The sequence below is a fragment of the Sagittula sp. S175 genome (assembly GCF_049800975.1).
Taxonomy (GTDB): Bacteria; Pseudomonadota; Alphaproteobacteria; order Rhodobacterales; family Rhodobacteraceae; genus Sagittula.
In genome coordinates this window covers 8,114-25,956 of record NZ_JBNAGB010000014.1, presented here as the reverse complement: position 1 = coordinate 25,956, position 17,843 = coordinate 8,114, and the positions used below count along the sequence as shown (strand labels likewise).

Below are 17,843 nucleotides of genomic sequence, written 5' to 3'. Positions count from 1 at the left end.
TCACCGAGCTGGAGGGCGGCGACCTGATCCTGTCCACCACGGGCGGGGACAGCCTGCGTCTGATCGGCGCGGCCTACCGCACGCCGCTGTCGGAAATCCGGTTCGACGCGGGCGCGTCGTCCTGGACCTGGGCTGACCTGCTGGCCGAAGTATCCGGCACGGCGACCCTGATCGAGGGCGCTCCGATGGCGGATACGCTGACCGGCACCGACGAGGATGACAGCTTTTACGCCGGGTATGACAACGACACGGTCAACGGCGGCGCAGGCGACGATTACCTCGAGGGCGGCGCGGGCCTTGATGACCTGACGGGCGGCGCGGGCGACGACTATTTCTACGACGAGGATGGCGGCGCGGTGATCCGCTTCGCTGCGGGCTTTGGCCAGGACGAGGTGGAAACCTACCGAGCGGGTGGTGCCGTCACGCTGGTCTTTGACGCCAGCATCGACGTGGCTGACCTGTACGTGGAAACGCCCTACGAGGGTGGCGAGCTGGTCCTGCGCTTCGCCGGGACCGAGGACCGGGTGACGGTCTATGACTGGGGCACGGAGTGGGGCATCACCGAGGCGCAGTTCGCCGACGGCACGACCCTGACGCAGGACCAATTGCGTGCCATGTCCACGGTCGTGCCGGGGCTGGACCTCAACGGCGATATCATCCCGCTTGCCCCGGGCGGCGTGGGTGACGATTCCGTCACAGGCGACAGCCGTGCCGAACTGGTGATCGGCAACGAGGGCAACGACACGCTGGATGGTGGCAGCGGCAACGACACGGTGATCGGCGGCACGGGCGACGACCTGCTGCGGAACACCTATGGTGCCGATGAGTACATGTTCTCGGCGGGCTTCGGGCAGGACACGATCTCGCACGAGGGGTATTCGAACAACGGTGATGCCATCGTGTTCGACGCGACGATTGACCCGGCGGACGTGAGCTTCGAGGTGCAGGGCAACGACGTGTTGCTGCGCATCGCGGGAAGCGAAGACCGCATCCTGATTGAGCAGCAGAACCGCTGGACCCAGGTCAACGAGCTGCGCTTCGACGACGGGACGGTCTGGGATCGGGACGAAATGCTGGCCCGCGCGAACGTGGCGACGGGTGTGTTGGCGGACCAGTCCGACGTGGCGGATACGGTGACGGGCGCGGCCTCGGACGACCGGCTGGACGGCATGGGCGGCGACGACGTGATCGCCGGGCTGGAGGGCGCGGACACGCTGGTTGGCGGCGCGGGCAACGACCGGATGACCGGCGGCGCGGGCAACGACCTGATGACCGATCTGACCGGCGATGACACCTACGCGGTCGGTCTGGGCGATGGCATCGACACCATCGTAGACGAAGACGGCACCGACGTGCTGGAACTGGGCGCGGGCATCCTGCCGGGCGACGTGTCCGTCAAACGACAGGGGGCCTCCGACCTCGCGCTGCTGTTCGGCGCGCAGCGCATCGTCATCACCGGCGGCATGGAAGCCGCAGGCACCATCGAGACGGTGACCTTCGACGATGGCACGGTCTGGACGGCAGAGACCCTGCGCGCCATGGCGCTGGCCACCGATGACACGTCCGAGTTGGTCACGGGCACCGGCTTTGGCGAGGTGATCGCGGGGCAGGGCGGGGATGACACAATCCTTGGCTTGGGCGGCGACGACAGCCTGTTGGGCGGTGACGGCTCGGATTCCATCGAGGGTGGGTCGGGCAACGACACGCTCAGCGGTGGTGCGGGGGAGGATACGCTGGCGGGCGGGGCGGACGACGACACCTATGTCTTTGCCACCGGACACGGCAATGTGCGCGTCACCGACATGGCGGGCGTGAACACGCTGGAGATGGCGGCGGGCATCCTGCCGGGCGGCATCGTGGTCAGCGTGCAGGGCAATGACATCCACCTGCGGCTGGGCGCGACCGAGGATCGCGTGATCCTGACGGGGGCGATGACTGCGACCGTGGTGACTTCGGTGGTCTTTGCCGATGGCACGACATGGGACGAGTCCGCCTTGCTGGCGTTGGTTGCGGCCAGCCAGAGCGAAGACGAGACGCTGAACGGCACGGCGGCGGACGACATACTGTCGGGCGCCGAGGGCAACGACACCATAGATGCAGGCGAGGGCGCGGATTCCGTCGACGGCGGCGCGGGTCGCGACAGCATCGAAGGCGGTGCGGGCAACGATACCCTCAACGGCGGGGCCGGGCGCGATGTGCTGTCGGATGCCTCGGGCGATGACACTTACCTGTTCGGCCTTGGCAGCGGTGAGGATGCGATCACCGATCTGGCCGGAACGGACGTGATCCAGCTGGGCGCGGGCATCTCGGCGGCGGACCTCGTGGTCAGCCAGGTGAACGGCGACAGCGTGATGATCCGCGTGGCCGGGACCGAGGACCGGCTGATCATCGCGGGCGTGCTGAATGACGCGGCGCGCGTGATCGAGACGCTGCGCTTCGACGACGGCTCGGAATGGAGCTGGGCGGATGTACTGGCGGCGAGCCTTGCGGGCAATGATGACAGCCAGTCCCTGACCGCGACCGATGCCGACACCACCATCACCGGCGCGGGCGGCGATGACACGATCACCGGGCAAGACGGCGCGGACGAGCTGTCGGGCGAGGCGGGCAACGACTCGCTTCTGGGCGGTGAAGGCGGGGACACGCTGTCCGGTGGCACGGGCGACGACGCCGTCGAAGGCGGTTATGGCGACGATACCTTCCTGTTCGGGCTGGGCGACGGGCAGGACGTGTTCGTCGACCTTGCGGGCATCAACTGGGTGCAACTGGGCGCGGGCATCGCGGCAGAGGACCTGGAGGTCGCGCGGACGGGCAACGACATTGTGGTGCGGATCGCCGGGACCGAGGATCGCTTTACCCTGCAGTACGCGCTGACCATCGGGCGCTTTGCCGGAGTCCGTCTGGATGACGGGCAGGAGATCGACCTCGAAGGGCTGCGCGCCCTGTCGACCTCGGGCACGTCGGGGGATGACAGTTACGTCGGGACGGCCTTTGCGGACGTGCTGTCCGGCAAGGCGGGCGACGATACGCTGATCGGCGACGGCGATGCGGACCTGCTGGACGGCGGTGCCGATGACGACAGCCTGAACGGTGGGCTGGGTGCGGATACGCTGATCGGCGGCACCGGTAACGACACCCTGAGTGGTGGTGCCGAGGGCGATACCTACCGTTTCGCGGCGGGCGACGGCGTTGATGTGATCGACGATGCGGGCGATGCCACGGATGACGTGCTGGAAATCTCGGGCTACGGGCCGGATGATGTACGCTTCTCCAAGACCGGGGCTGATGGCGCGGACCTGACGATCCGCTTCTCGGGCAGCACCGATCGGATCACCGTTCTGGGCGCCTTTGCGGGCGATGCGGGCCGGATCGAGAGCCTGTATTTCACCGATACCCACACCACCCTGACCTTTGCCGAGATCGAGACCCGCGTGGTTCCGGACGTGGGCCTGAACGGCACGACCTTCTACGGTGACGCCACGGACGAGACCATCACCGGCACGGCGCTTGACGACTACATCGAAGGCGGCGCGGGCGCGGACAGCCTTGACGGTGGTGACGGCAATGACGTGTTTGGCGACCTGCTGAGCGATACCTCAGTGGACACCCATACCGGCGGCGCGGGGCGCGATGTCTATCGCTACCTGCCGAGTTTCGAGATCGCGGGGGATATCGCCGAGGATATCATCACCGACTTCACCCCGGGCGATGCGGGAGACATCCTGCGGCTGTCCTCGGCCACGCCGAACCCGTTTGTCACGGGCCGGTTGCAACTGGTGCAGGACGGTGCGGACACCACCATCGTTCTGGTCAACGACGCGGGCGTCGGGCGGTCGATCCTGCGGCTTCTGGGGGTCGACGCGACGCAGCTGACGCCCGAGAACTTTGGCGGCGTGACGCTGGTGCGCGACGCAAGCGGCGTGCATGGCGACGAGACCGCCGAGGCGCTGCTGGGTGGACCGCTGGCCGACCTGGTGTTCGGCAATGGCGGCGCGGATACCATCACGGGTCTGGCGGGCGATGACAGCCTTGCCGGTGGCGCGGATGACGACGTGATCCTTGGCGGGTATGGCAATGACGCGCTCGCGGGCGAGGCGGGCCATGACAGCCTCGAAGGCGGCGCGGGCAATGACACTCTGTCAGGTGGCTCGGGCAACGACACCCTGCGCGGCAGCGACGATGACGCGCAATACGCAGGCGATGACCTGTTCCGGGGCGGTTTGGGCGATGACTCGCTGATCGGCGGGGAAGAGGCTGACCTGTACCTGTTCGGGGCCAATGACGGACAGGACATCCTGACCGACGCGGGCGGCGCGGACGTGGTGGAATTCGACGCCGGGATCACGGCGGCGGATGTGCGCGTGGTGATGCTGGGCGACGATCTGGAGCTGCGCGTTCTGACCGGGGATACCCGCGTGCGGCTGGTCGGTGCTGCGGTCCAAGGGGCGAGCTTGATCGAGACGGTGGCCTTTGCCGATGGCACCACCTGGGACCTGACGGCGCTGCTGGCGCAGGCCATGACGGGGACCGCAGGAGACGATGCCCTGCGTGTGCTGGATGGCGCGGCGCTGGACGGCCTCGGCGGCAACGACACGCTGGAGGGCAGCACGGCGGATGACACCCTGACGGGCGGCACGGGTGACGATACCCTGCGCGGCGGCGCGGGGGCGGATACCTACGTCTTCAACCCGGGCGACGGGCAGGACCTGCTGGAGGATATGGACGGGCTGAGCACCATCCATTTCGGCGCGGGCATTGCCCCGGCGGATGTGTTCGTCGTCACGGGCCTGCCGACCATCGTGTTGCAGATCGCAGGGACCGGGGACCGCATCGACACGGGCATGGCGCCCGATCCGGCGATGACGCTTCAGGTCACCTTTGCGGACGACCCCGCGACCACATGGACCACGGGCGACCTGATCGCCATGGCGCTGGCCACCACGGCGGGCGACGACGTGGTGCGCGGGGCGGAGAGTGCCGACAGCGTCGACGGGCAGGCGGGCGACGACCGGCTGATTACGCTGGGCGGCAATGACGATCTGCGCGGCGGCGCGGGGGTCGACCTGCTCGAAGGGGGCTTGGGCGACGACACCTACCGCTTTGACTTGGGCGACGACCAAGACCGCATCGTGGACGCGGGCGGCGACGCCGATGTGCTGGTGCTGGGGCCGGGGATCACCGTGGACGACGTCCGCGTGGCGCAGTCGAGCGATGGTTCAGCCATGATCCTTGCCATCGGCAGCGACGGCGACCGGGTGCGCATCGACAACGCCCTGACCTCGGGCCGGATCGAGACCGTGCGCTTTGACGACGGCACCGAGTGGGGCATGGCCGACCTGATCGCCCGCGTGCCCACGGCACTGGATGATTTCATCTACGGCGACGAAGGCGACAACCCGCTGGCCGGGGGCCTCGGCAATGACCGCGTGACGGGCGGGGCCGGGGACGACACCTATCGTTTCGCCGCCGGGGACGGGCGCGATATCCTGCGCGACGGTTTCGGTTTCTCGACCGATACGCTGGTCATCTCGGGCTATACTGCGGCCGACATGCATTTCGCGCGGCTGGGAACCTCGAGCCCCGATCTGCGCATCACCTTTGACGGCAGCGATGACCAGATCATCATTTCCAACGGCCTGAGTGTCGGTGCAGGCATCGAGCGCCTCGTGATCGAGGACGAGGCCACGGAACTGTCCATCCCGGAGATCCTCCTGCTCTTGACCGATGCGCAGGTCAGCGACGGCGACAACGTGATCTATGGTTCGGACAACTCCGAGACGCTGGACGGCGGCGCGGGCGACGACCTGCTGATCGGGCTGCGCGGGAACGATACCTACAGCTTTGGCCTTGGGTCCGGTGATGACCGTATCGACGCGCTGGACAGCTGGAGCCGGGGCACCAACGAGGTGCGCTTGGGCGACTTTACCCCGGCGGATATCGCGTCGGTGCAGCGTGGCGGGTTTGGCAGCTATGACCTGGAGATCACCTTTACCAGCGGCGACCGGCTGACGCTGATCGATGCTTTGGGAACGTTGAACGGCCTCTATGGCACCCTGTCGATCCGCTTTGCCGATGACATGGTCTGGACCCGCGACGACATGCGCGCGGCGGCGGTCGACGGCGTGCGGACGGCTGGCGCGGATTACATCGAAGGCTTCGACGGCGACGACGCTTTCGTCCTGACCGGCGGCAATGACAGCGTCGAGGGCAAGGACGGGTCGGACAGCTACACCTGGGCGCCGGGTCTGGGTGCGGTCTGGCTGAGCGATGGCGGCGACGCGGCGGATTCGGACGTGCTGTACCTCACCGGCGTGGCGGTCGCGGACGTGATCCCGACGCGGCTGTTCCAAGGCAGCGACAGCGTGCGCTTTACCTTCAACGGCAATGCCGGCGACGTGCTGACCGTCGCCGGTGCGCTGGCTGACGACGGCAGCGGCATCGAGCGCTTCGTGTTCGACGATGGCACGGAGTGGACGCAGACCGACCTGTTCAACCTGCTCGACAACTCCGCCCCCGAGGCGAATGATGACGGGTTCTTTGCGGTCACCACGGGCGAAGAGCTGGTGCTGCAACTCTCGGATATCCTTGGCAATGACTTCGACGCGGACGGCGACGCGCTGTCGCTGGTCAGCGTGGATGGCAGCCCGAACGGCACCGCGACCCTGCCGGGCGACGGCACGCTGCGGTTCAACGCCGCCGACGGGTTCACCGGGGCGACGACTATTGCCTATTCCATCACCGACGGGCGCAACGCCTATGGCTCGGCGGTGGTCAACGTAAACGTGCGCCCTGTGGCCGAGGCTCTGGACGACACCGGCTTTGTCATGGACGAGGACGAGTCGCTGGTCATCCGGGTTGAGCGTCTGCTGTCCAACGACGTGGACGGCGACCGCATGATCGTGGGGCAGGTGTTCGACGCGGTGGGCGGTTCGGTGGCGCTGTCGTCCAATGGCGACATCACCTTCTCGGCGACGCCGGATTACAACGGCCCGGCGCAGTTCACCTATGCGGCCAACACCCCCGAAGGCGGCCGCGCCGAGGCGGTGGTCTACATCGACGTGGCACCTGTCAACGACGCGCCCGAGGCGCGCAACGACAGCGGGTTCATCATGCTCGAGGACACGGCGCTGACCATCGTCGCCTCGGCGCTGCTGGGCAATGACAGCGACGTGGACGGCGACGCGCTGAGCATCGTCGAGGTCTTCTCGACCCCCGATCTGAGCGTCACGCTGGACGACAACGGCAATGTCGTGGTCACCCCGCGCGAGGATTTCTTTGGCACGGCGACCTTCGACTACCGTGTGGCGGACCCCTCCGGCGACTACGACGTGGCGACCGCGACGGTCACGGTCACGGCGGACACCACCGGCACTGATGCACGCGACGACCGGTTCGAGACCGACAGCAACGGCGACCCACTACTGGAGGACAATCCCGTCATCATCGGCGCGGACAGGCTGTTCCTGAACGACACCAACTCCGAAGGCACACTGGTCATTGCCTCGGTGTCTAATGCCGTGGGTGGTCGCGCGATCCTGCTCGACAACCAGACGGTGCTGTTCGAGCCGCGCGCGAATTTCAATGGTGAAGCGCGCTTTGACTACACCATCGACGACGGGCAGGGAGGGCGCGATACCGCCACCGCCGTGCTGGTCTACGGCGCGGTCAACGACCGGCCCATGGCGCGTGACGACATGTACCGCAGCGAGGCGCTGGCCCATATCCTGCGCGGCACGCAGGACACCGTGCTGGAAATCCCGATCCTCGAACTGCTGAAGAACGACAGTGACGTCGAGGGCTTTGCCGTCACGTTCGAGAACGCCTCGGGCGCGGTGCATGGCGATTTCGTCGACGAGAACGGCGACCTGCTGCTGGATGAATTCGGCGTGGTGACGACCTACCACAATCAGGCGCTGCACGGGGATATCATCCGCTTCCGTCCGGATGACGGGCTGTGGGGCGAGACGACCTTTGGCTATTCTATCACCGATCCCGAGGGCGCTGTGGACGGGGCCGAGGTCACGATCTACTTTGACCCGACCTCTGACGCGCCGCCCGTGGCGGTCACCGACCAGGTGCTGGTGCCCGAGGACATTCCCGTCACCATCCACCTGTCCACGCTGATGGCGAATGACAGCGACGTGGACAACAACGGGCTGGAGATCATCGGCTGGCGCTATATCGACCCGCTGGCGGACTTCTTCAAGTTCGGACCGGCAGCGGTGGGCTTCGTCAACGGCACGATCGAAGAGGACGCGAACGGCGACTTCCTGTTCACGCCCTTCATCGACGCGACCTATTCGTCGGGCATCGTCTATTTCCTTCAGGACGGCGACGGCTTCGTCACCGAAGGCTTCCTGGACATCGTGATCGTGCCGTCGAACGACGACCCGACCGTGGTCTACGATCCGGGCTTCGTCACACCGCTGGACGTGCCGCTGGTGATCCGCGTGTCGGACCTGCTGTTCAACGATTTCGACATCGAGCAGGCGGACACGGATGGCGATGGCACCATCGACGTGGATCTGGACGATCCCGACCGCGCGCGCCCGACCTTTGTCGGCGTGGACGCGCTGTGGGATCCGCTGGAGCTGGCGCAGGGCAACCGCGTCGCGATCGGCGATTTCGAGGTGGTCGAGTTCCGGGGCGAACAGTTCCTGGTGGCGCGCCTTGCGCCGGGCTTTGCCGGTGACGTCACCATCGAGTACCGCATCGCCGACGAGGAAGGCCTCGAGGACACGGGCTTTGCCTATGCCACGGTTGCGGATTTCTACGGCGCCGAGCTGACCGGCACACCGCTGGTGGACTACATCGAAGGCAATGCGCTGGACGAGGTGATCCATGGCTACAATCGCGACGACTGGGTCCGCGCGATGGGTGGCAATGACACCATCCTCACGGGCCGCGGTGCCGACCTGATCGAGGCCGGCGCGGGCGACGACCTGATCGACGCAGGCGACGATGCCGATGACATTCGCGGTGGCGCGGGCTTTGATACCGTAATCTTTGCCGGGTCAAACACCGGGGTGCGCGCGGACCTGTCGACACTGATCGGGCAGGGCGGATATGCGGCGGGCGACCGCTACACGGACATCGAGGCCTTCATCGGCACCGGGTTCGACGATACGCTGGGCGGCGGCGAAGAGGACAACGCTCTGTCGGGGATGGATGGCGACGACCTGCTTGAAGGCCGCGGCGGACGTGACACGCTGACCGGCGGCGACGGCGACGACACCCTGTCCGGCGGCGCAGGCGGTGACATCCTGCAAGGCGGTGCCGGCAGCGACTGGGCTTCCTACGAGTTCGGCACCGAGGGCGTGACCATCTCGCTCGGCGATGGCGCAGCTTCGGGTGGTGATGCCGATGGCGACCTGCTCAACGGGATCGAGAACATCCTCGGCACCGATGCCGCCGACAGCCTGACCGGCGACGGCGCGGACAACACGCTGTCCGGCGGGCGCGGCGACGACACGCTGATCGGTCTCGACGGGGACGATGTGCTGATCGGCGGGCGCGGGGCGGACAGCCTCGTGGGTGGCGCGGGCACCGACACGGCGGATTACAGCCTGTCCACCGGCGGCGTGACCATCAACCTTGCCACGGGCACGGCCTCGGGTGGTGATGCCGAGGGCGACAGCCTCGACGGGATCGAGGTCATCGTGGGCAGCTACCACGGCGACAGCCTGACCGGCGATGCGTCCGACAATACCTTCCGGGGTGGATACGGCGCGGACACTATGACCGGTGGCGACGGGTTTGACGTGCTGGACTACTCCACCTCGGACGAAGCGGTCACGCTCGACCTGTTTGTCGGCATGGGCTTTGGTGGCGCGGCCGAAGGCGACCAGTTCTCTGGGTTTGAGAAGTACATCGGCTCGATCCACGCCGATCTCTTCCAGGGCGACTTCTGGTCCGAAACATTCGACGGCGGCTTTGGCGACGACACGATCGCGGGCAGCTATGGGTCTGACACCTACCTGTTCGGCTATGACAGTGCGGCGGACACCATCCATGAGGCAGGTGACGAATTCTTCTCGCCAGGCGACGTGGACAGCGTCCTCATGGGCGCGGGTATCGCGGCCAAGGACATCTCGATCCTGCGCATGGGCGACGACCTGTTCGTCGAACTGGAGCGCGACGACGGCTACCTGATCGACACGCTGACGGTGGTGAACCACTTCCTTGGCACCGATCAGGGCATCGAACAGATCGTGTTCGAGGACGGGACCATCTGGGATCGTGCCTATATCGCCGCGAACCTGCGCGATGGCCGCTTCAATGCGCAAAACGACGTGTTCCTGCTAGGCACCGAGGACGAGATCGCGTTGATCGACCCTGCCGACCTGATCCTGAACGATGCCGACACCGGGATCGAGAACCTCGAACTGGTCTCGGTTCAGGCGGCGCAGCATGGCAGCGTGTCGATCAATGCTGACGGCATGATCGAATTCCTCGGCGATCAGGATTACAACGGCGATGCGTTCTTTGCCTACACGGTACGTGACGAGTTTGGTCGCGAGTCCACCGCGCGGGTGGAGGTCAACCTGAGCCCGGTCAACGACGCGCCGGTGGCGATGGATGATCCCGTCCAGTACGGCATCGAGGATGTGCCGCTGCGCATCCGCATCGAGAACCTGCTGGCCAACGACTACGACGTGGACGGCGACAACGAATCCGAAGGGTTGCGCATCGTCAGCGCGGAGCCGCTGACCGACCTCGACGGAAAGGCGATCCGCCCCTACGAGGACAAGGACGAGTATGACGGCGCGGCGACCGACGCCACCTGGCGCCTGGATGGCCAGTATATCGAGTTCCTCGGTCGCCCCGATCACTTCGGCTTTGCCGGGTTCCGCTACACCATCGAGGACAACGACGGCGCGCAGGCGACCGCCGAGGTGGAGATCTACTTTGCCCCGGTGAACGACGCACCCCGCTCGCGCGATGGCAAGGCGACGGTCAAGCTGGGCCAGTCGCACGAGTTCACCGTGCAGCAACTGATGAACAGCGCCTACGACGTCGAGGGGGATGCGTTCTCCTTCGTCGGACTGCATATCGGCGCGGATGGCAATGCCTCGTCCAACGGGGTCGAGACCTTCGATCCGCTGAGCGAGATCATCACCTTTACGCCCGAGGCGCTGGGGGATGCGTCGATTTCCTTCGACGTGATCGACGCGCGCGGTGCTGAGGCGACGCTGGAATTCAAGATCTGGGTGCGCCCGGAGAACCTTGGGCCGAATGCACGCGACGATCGTGGGTTCCAGGTCTTGCAGCACGGCACGATCCTTATCGACCCGGCGGTGCTGCTGGCGAACGACACCGACCCGGACGATGATGAACTGGTCTTCGAAGGGGTCTACCGCTTTGCCGAGAACGGCAAGGTGCGGGTGACCGATGCGGGCATGATAGAATTCGCCGCCCGAGAGAACTACAACGGGCCGGCGACGTTTGAGTACACCGTGAGCGACGGCAAGGGCCTGACCGATACGGCGGTCGTGCACTTGACCATCCTGCCGTTCAACCGTGGGCCGGAGCTGCGCAACGACGTGGTGAACGGGTTGGAAGACGGGCCGCTTTACGTCATCCCGGCAGAGGCCTTTGGCAACGATCTGGATCTCGACGGCGACGTCATCTTCTTTGACGGTGTGCAGTTGCTGGGCGAGTTGACGCACCAGTTCCTGTCGCCCGATTTCACCGTCCGCGCGACCTCGGCCAACAATACCGACTTGCCGGGCTGGCTGTCCTTCGACGCCGCGACCATGACATTCAGCGGTGCCGTGCCGCCGGAGCAGACGGAACCTGTCGAAGTGGCAGTCTTTGTCGAGGATCCGTCGAACGGGGCGGTGCATGTCTTCCGCTTCGATTGGGATGCCGAGGGCCGTGCAGGCGACCTTGCCGCAGGGATCAGCGTGCAGGCGCAGGTCATGGACGGCTTCCAGTTGCGGGAGGCCTTTGACTGGACGCTCGACGGCGACGCCGATGACGTGGCGACCTTCGACATCTCGGACGGCAGTTTTGCCGCGCAGGTCAACGGTGGCCGTCCGCTGCCGTCCTGGCTGGTGTTTGACGAGGCGACGCGCAGCCTTGTGATTTCCGAGTTCGGCGTGGATGCCGAGGACACGCTGGCACGGGTGCAGATCGTCTATACCCCGGGCGACAAGCCCGCGCTGCCCGAGAACGAATTCTACGCCACCGACCGTGGCTTTACGCTGGAATTCGTCATCGACCCGACGGACCCGCAACTGGCGGCGATCAACGCCGTTCTGGCGGGGGATGCGGGCCTCGAAGCGCTCGGCCTCTTCGGCCTCGACCTGTCGTCGGCACCGACGCTGAGCGTGTCCCGCGAGAGCGGTGCGCCACTGAACGACTGGTTGAGCTTTGACGCGTCGACGCTGACCTTCTCGGGGATGCCGCCGTCGGAGTATGTCGGCGCGGTGCCTGTCCGGATCGACGTGGCGGGCGACGGGGCGCTGCCCGCTATGAGCCTCATCACCGAGGCCGTGGTGGACGAGACCTTTACGGTGGTCGTGGTGGACAACGGGTCTCCCTTCAAGGTGGAGGACCAGCCGGAGCGCATCGACCTGGATGCGCCGGAGGACTTCAACGGGTCGGTGGCCTTCCTCTACGACGCCAACGACGAAAAGGGCGGTCAGTCGGACGACCCCGCCAGCATCGTGTTCAACGTCCGCCCGACGCGCGAATTGGCCGAGGCGAACGAGGACAGCTTTGACCTGTTCGAGAACGGCGCGGTGACCTTTGCGCTGGCCGACCTGCTGGTCAACGACCGTGACGACGACGGCGATGCGCTGCGCATCACGGGCCTTGGCCAGCCGCAGTACGGCACGCTCGACATTCAGTTCAACGAGATCGACATTCCCGGGGCGGATTCCTCCGGTGGGGTCACCGTCTTCGGAGAGTGGAGCGGCACGCTGGCCGATGGCAGCCCGCTGCCCGACTGGATCCATGTGGTCCACGAGACCGGCACGATCACCGGGGCGGTTCCGCTCGGCGTGTCGGGCGATTTCGAGGTCACCCTCGTCAAGACCCAGACCATTTTCGACGCCATCAACGGCGTCCAGACCGAGGTTATTGCCACGGACAGCGCCAGCTTTACCGTGGATGGCAACCCCGGTGTGATCGTGACCTACACGCCCGCGCCGGGCTTTGCCGGTGAGGATGTGCTGACCTACACCCTCACCGACGACGCCGAGGGCGAGGTCGAAGGGCAAGTGGTGATGGCGGTGGCCTCGCTGCAGGATCCGCCGATTGCCACCACCGACCACTTCACCGCGCAGGAAGACGGCGAGCTGGTGCTGACACCGGCGATGCTGCTGGTCAATGACGTGGACGTGGACGGCGATACCGTGCGCTTCCTCGGCGTGTCGGATGCCGAGAACGGCACCGTCAGCTTTGACGGGACGAATATCACCTTTGTGCCGACGCCGAATTTCGCCGGGCTGACGCGGTTCACCTACACTGTGACCGACGACCGCCACGGCGAGAGCACCGGCACGGTCGAGGTCTATGTCCAGAGCACCAACCAGCGGCCCGAGGCGGCCACGGATGTCTTTGCCGCGACCGAGGACGTGCCGTACGAGTTCACCATCGACGACCTGCTGGCGAACGATCTGGACGCCGATGGCGACGCCCTGTCGTTTGTGACCTTGCAGACCGAGGTTCCGAATGGCCGCCTGCTGGAGCTGCCGAATGGTCGCTACCAGTTCGTGCCGGACGAGAACGTCACCGGGCTGGTGAGCTTCCGTTACACGATCACCGATGGCCGCATCCGCGACAACGGTCTGATCACCTTCGACATCGAAGCGGTGAATGACGCCCCCATCGCCAATCCCGACGGGTTCTTTGTCGGCGAGATGGACGCGCCCATCGTGGTCGACTTTGCCGACCTGCTGTTCAACGACCGCGATATCGAGGGCGACGCGTTCTCGATCGTGGAAATCTTCGACGCGGACAATGGCACGGTCTACCAGAATGGCGAGACGGCGGTCTTCCAGGGCCGGGCAGGGTACTTCGGCGACGGTGGCTTCCACTACCGCGTGACCGACGAACATGGGGCCACCAGCATCGGCTATGCCGAGGTGCTGGTCATGCCGCTGTTCGAGGTGCCGGTGGCGGTCTCGGATGCCGGGCTGGAGATGCTCGAGGACACCTTCCTCGACATCGACCCGGCGGACCTGATGGCGAACGACGATATCCCGCTGGGGTCCGAGGTGACCTTTCTCGGGTTGGAGGTCGCTTCGGGCTACGTGGGCAAGGCGACGGTTGTCGAGCAGGCCAACGGGATGTGGCGTGTCACCACGGCGCAGGACTTCTTTGGCGAGCTGAAGCTGCGCTATGCGCTGACCAACGAAACCGGCTTCGAGGTGCCGACCACGGTGACCATCGACGTGCTGGGCACGCCGGATGCGCCGGTTGCCGTGGACGACGTGCTGACCATGACCGAGGACCAGCCGCTGGCGATCTTCGTCACGCAGCTGATGGCCAACGACAGCGATCCGGACCGGCAGGCGTTCTTTGTCAGCCGCATCCTGGATGCCGAGGGCGTCGAGGTCGAGTTGACGGGCGACGGGCAGGTCATCGTGACCGCCGCGCCGGAGTTCCACGGCTCGGCCTGGTTCACCTACGAGATCGAGGACAGCGGCGGTTCGCGCGACACTGCGCGGGTGGACGTAACGGTCGAAGCGGCGAATGACGCTCCGGTCATCACCGACCCGGGGATGCTGTTCGCGGCCGAGGACACGACGCTGAGCATCACGCTGCCCGCGGGCACCATCGCGGATGCGGATGGCGACGCGCTGGTCGTAGAGATGCGCAGCCCCGGCGGCACCCCGCTGCCCGCATGGCTGTCCTTTGAACCTGCGACGCGCACCCTGACCGGCACGCCGCCGCAGGACTTCAACGGCACCGTGGCGCTGGAATTGTTCGTCTCGGACGGACAGGCGCAGGACGTGCAGGCGCTGACGCTGAATGTCTCGCCGGTCAACGATGCGCCGGTGCTGGAAGCGGTTTTTGACGACTTGACCGGCACCGAGGACACGGCGTTTGACCTGGCGCTGACCGGCGGTTCGGTGTCCGACGTGGACGGCGATACGCTTGTCTACACGCTGACGCTGACGGACGGGTCGCCCGCGCCGGGCTGGATCGTCTTCGACGCGGTGTCCCTGCGGATCAGCGGCACCCCGCCGCAGGATTTCGCCGGTGTCGTCGATCTGCGCCTGACCGCCTCGGACGGGGAGGAGAGCGTCAGCGACGACTTCACCCTGACCGTCGCGGCGGTGAACGATGCGCCGGTGTTCACTTCGGCAGGGGCGATTTCGCTGCCAGAGAATGAAACGGCTGTATTGACCCTCGCGGCGACGGACGCAGAAGACGACGGGATCACCTTTGCAATCGATGGCGGCGCGGATGCGACACTCTTCGCGCTCGACGCCGCTGGCGGTCTGACCTTCATCTCGGCCCCGGATTTCGAGGCCCCGGCGGATTCTGACGGTGACAATGCCTACGAAGTGACCGTGTCGGCAACGGACGGTGCGCTGACGACGACGCAGGCCATCACAGTCACGATAACGGACGTCAATGAGACCGGGGCGGTAACCATAACCGGCACCGAGGGAGACGATCTCATCACGCCGCTGACAGCACCTTCTGGTCAGCCAGTTGCGACGGAATTCGGCGATCTCATCCTTGGCCTCGGCGGGGACGACACCCTTGATGGGGGGGCAGGCGACGATACGATCCTCGGTGGCGAGGGACGTGATACGGTTCGGTTCTCGGGCTTCGCCTCGGACTACACGTTCACGATACCGGCGGCTGGCGAATTGGCCGTGAGCAACGGTGTCAACACCGACAGCCTGTTGGACGTCGAGGTGATCGACTTCACCCAAGGGGCCTTGGCCGGCAGCATTGATCTGGCGGAAACAGTCTTTGACGTGGCGGGTACGGAAGACTGGTTGCTGCGTTCCGACACGCGCGATGGCCTTGGAAATCTTCAGACCTCGCTCACCGTCTACGACGATGGCCGCGAGCAGCTCGCCTCTTATTTCGCGGGTTCGGGAAGCCTTTCGCAGAACCGCATTCTGGACACGCGCGATGCCTACGACTGGGTCGAGCAGTTTGTGTCCTATGACGAATTCGGAAACCTGCTGCAGAGCTATACCCTGCAGGACGATGGAGGGTCTTCGACGACATACGAAGATGGTCTTGTCGTGAACATCACTTACAGCAATGGCCTGCTCAGCCAGCGCGACATGCTGGATCCGGATAACGCCTACATCTGGACGCAGCAGACCCAGACATACGACGACCAGGGCAACGTTACTTCCCGGGTAACTGTTTATGACGATGGCCGTTCGCTCGATCAGACATTTGACGTCAACGGCGGTCTGACGCGGCTCGTGGTCGAGTATCCCAATGGCAGCCTTCTGGAGCAGGACTACGAAAGCGGTCTGCCGACGCTGAGCGTGGCAAGCGACCCGAACGATGCTTTTGATTGGCAAACGGTGACGAAGACCTTCGATGCCCAAGGCCGCATTGCGACGCAAAACAGCGTTTTCGATGACGGTCGCACGTACATCTGGACCTACGTCGACGGGGTCGTCAGTTCATATGGCAGGGAGGACCTGAACAATGCCTATGAATGGACGTCCGCACAGACGACCTACGATGCCGCTGGTCAGCCGCTTGTCGAAACCACCAGCTACGACGACGGACGTGAGACCCGCGTGGAGTATGCCGCAGGGGCCCGATCGACAATTTTGACGACGGATGTTGCGGACGCGTACGACTGGGACGAATTGCGCTTTTCCTACGATGCCGAAGGCCGCGTTGCTATGCAAAGTTACCTCTTCGATGACGGACGCAGTTACGTTTGGACCTATGTCGGCGGTGTCGCCAACTCCCTCAGCAGGGAGGATCAAAACGATGTTCAGGACTGGACCAGTGCCCAGACGACCTATGACGCCGCCGGTCGCCCGCTTGTCGAAACCATCATTTACGACGACGGGCGAGAGGCACGCGTCGATTATACCGATGGCGTCCGGGCGACACGTTTGACCACCGATATTGCCGACGTCTACGATTGGGACGAGATGCGTGTCACCTTCGATGCTGGGGGCCGCGTTGCGACGCGGACCAATGTATACGACGACGGGCGCACCTACGCGTGGACTTATGTCGACGGGATCATCTCGTCCTACGTCAGCCAGGATCCGAACGATGCCCATGACTGGACGAGTTCGCAGATCAGTTATGATGCGCTTGGCAGACCTCTGTCAGAGACGACCCTGTATGACGATGGCCGCAGCTTGCAGACGGACTATTCGGATGGCATCCGAAACCTGTTTGTGATCACAGATGGTGGCGATGCGTACAGCTGGAGCGAAGTGCGTCTCACCTATGACGCAGCGGGTCACCTCGCAACCATGGTGACGAACTACGACGACGACCGTTCCAACACGAGCCATTACGATGTGGACGGTCAGTTAAAGAGCCGGGAACTGGAGTTGCTGAATGGAAGTACTTGGAGCGAACAGTATTCTGGTGGTGTGATCACATCACGGGTGGCGCTGGATCTTGACGACGTGTTCGTCTGGAATTCAGTGACCACGACCTTCGATTCAGAGGGGCGGAAGGCTTCGGCGTTCACCGAAATGGATGACGGTGTCGAGATCACCGAAAGCTACGTCGAAGGCGTGCTGGCGGAGTATTTTGCAGATGACCGGCTGGACGCCCATGACTGGGCATCGACACAAGTGACCTATGTCGGAGGTTTGCCGCATACGGAAACCGTCACCTATGATGACGGCAGCGTGGTGGTGACGACCTTCTGA

General features: G+C 65.1%; 1 protein-coding gene (cut by a window edge). It reads left to right on the top strand.

Features of this window, described 5'->3' with window-relative positions:
* A protein-coding gene (locus ACP16H_RS16880; protein WP_425073422.1) for a tandem-95 repeat protein crosses the window boundary here: on the top strand, positions 1–17,843 show its 3' portion. It extends 15,808 nt beyond the left edge of the window; only the last 17,843 of its 33,651 coding nucleotides appear in the window; its start codon lies beyond the left edge, outside the window; its stop codon occupies positions 17,841–17,843.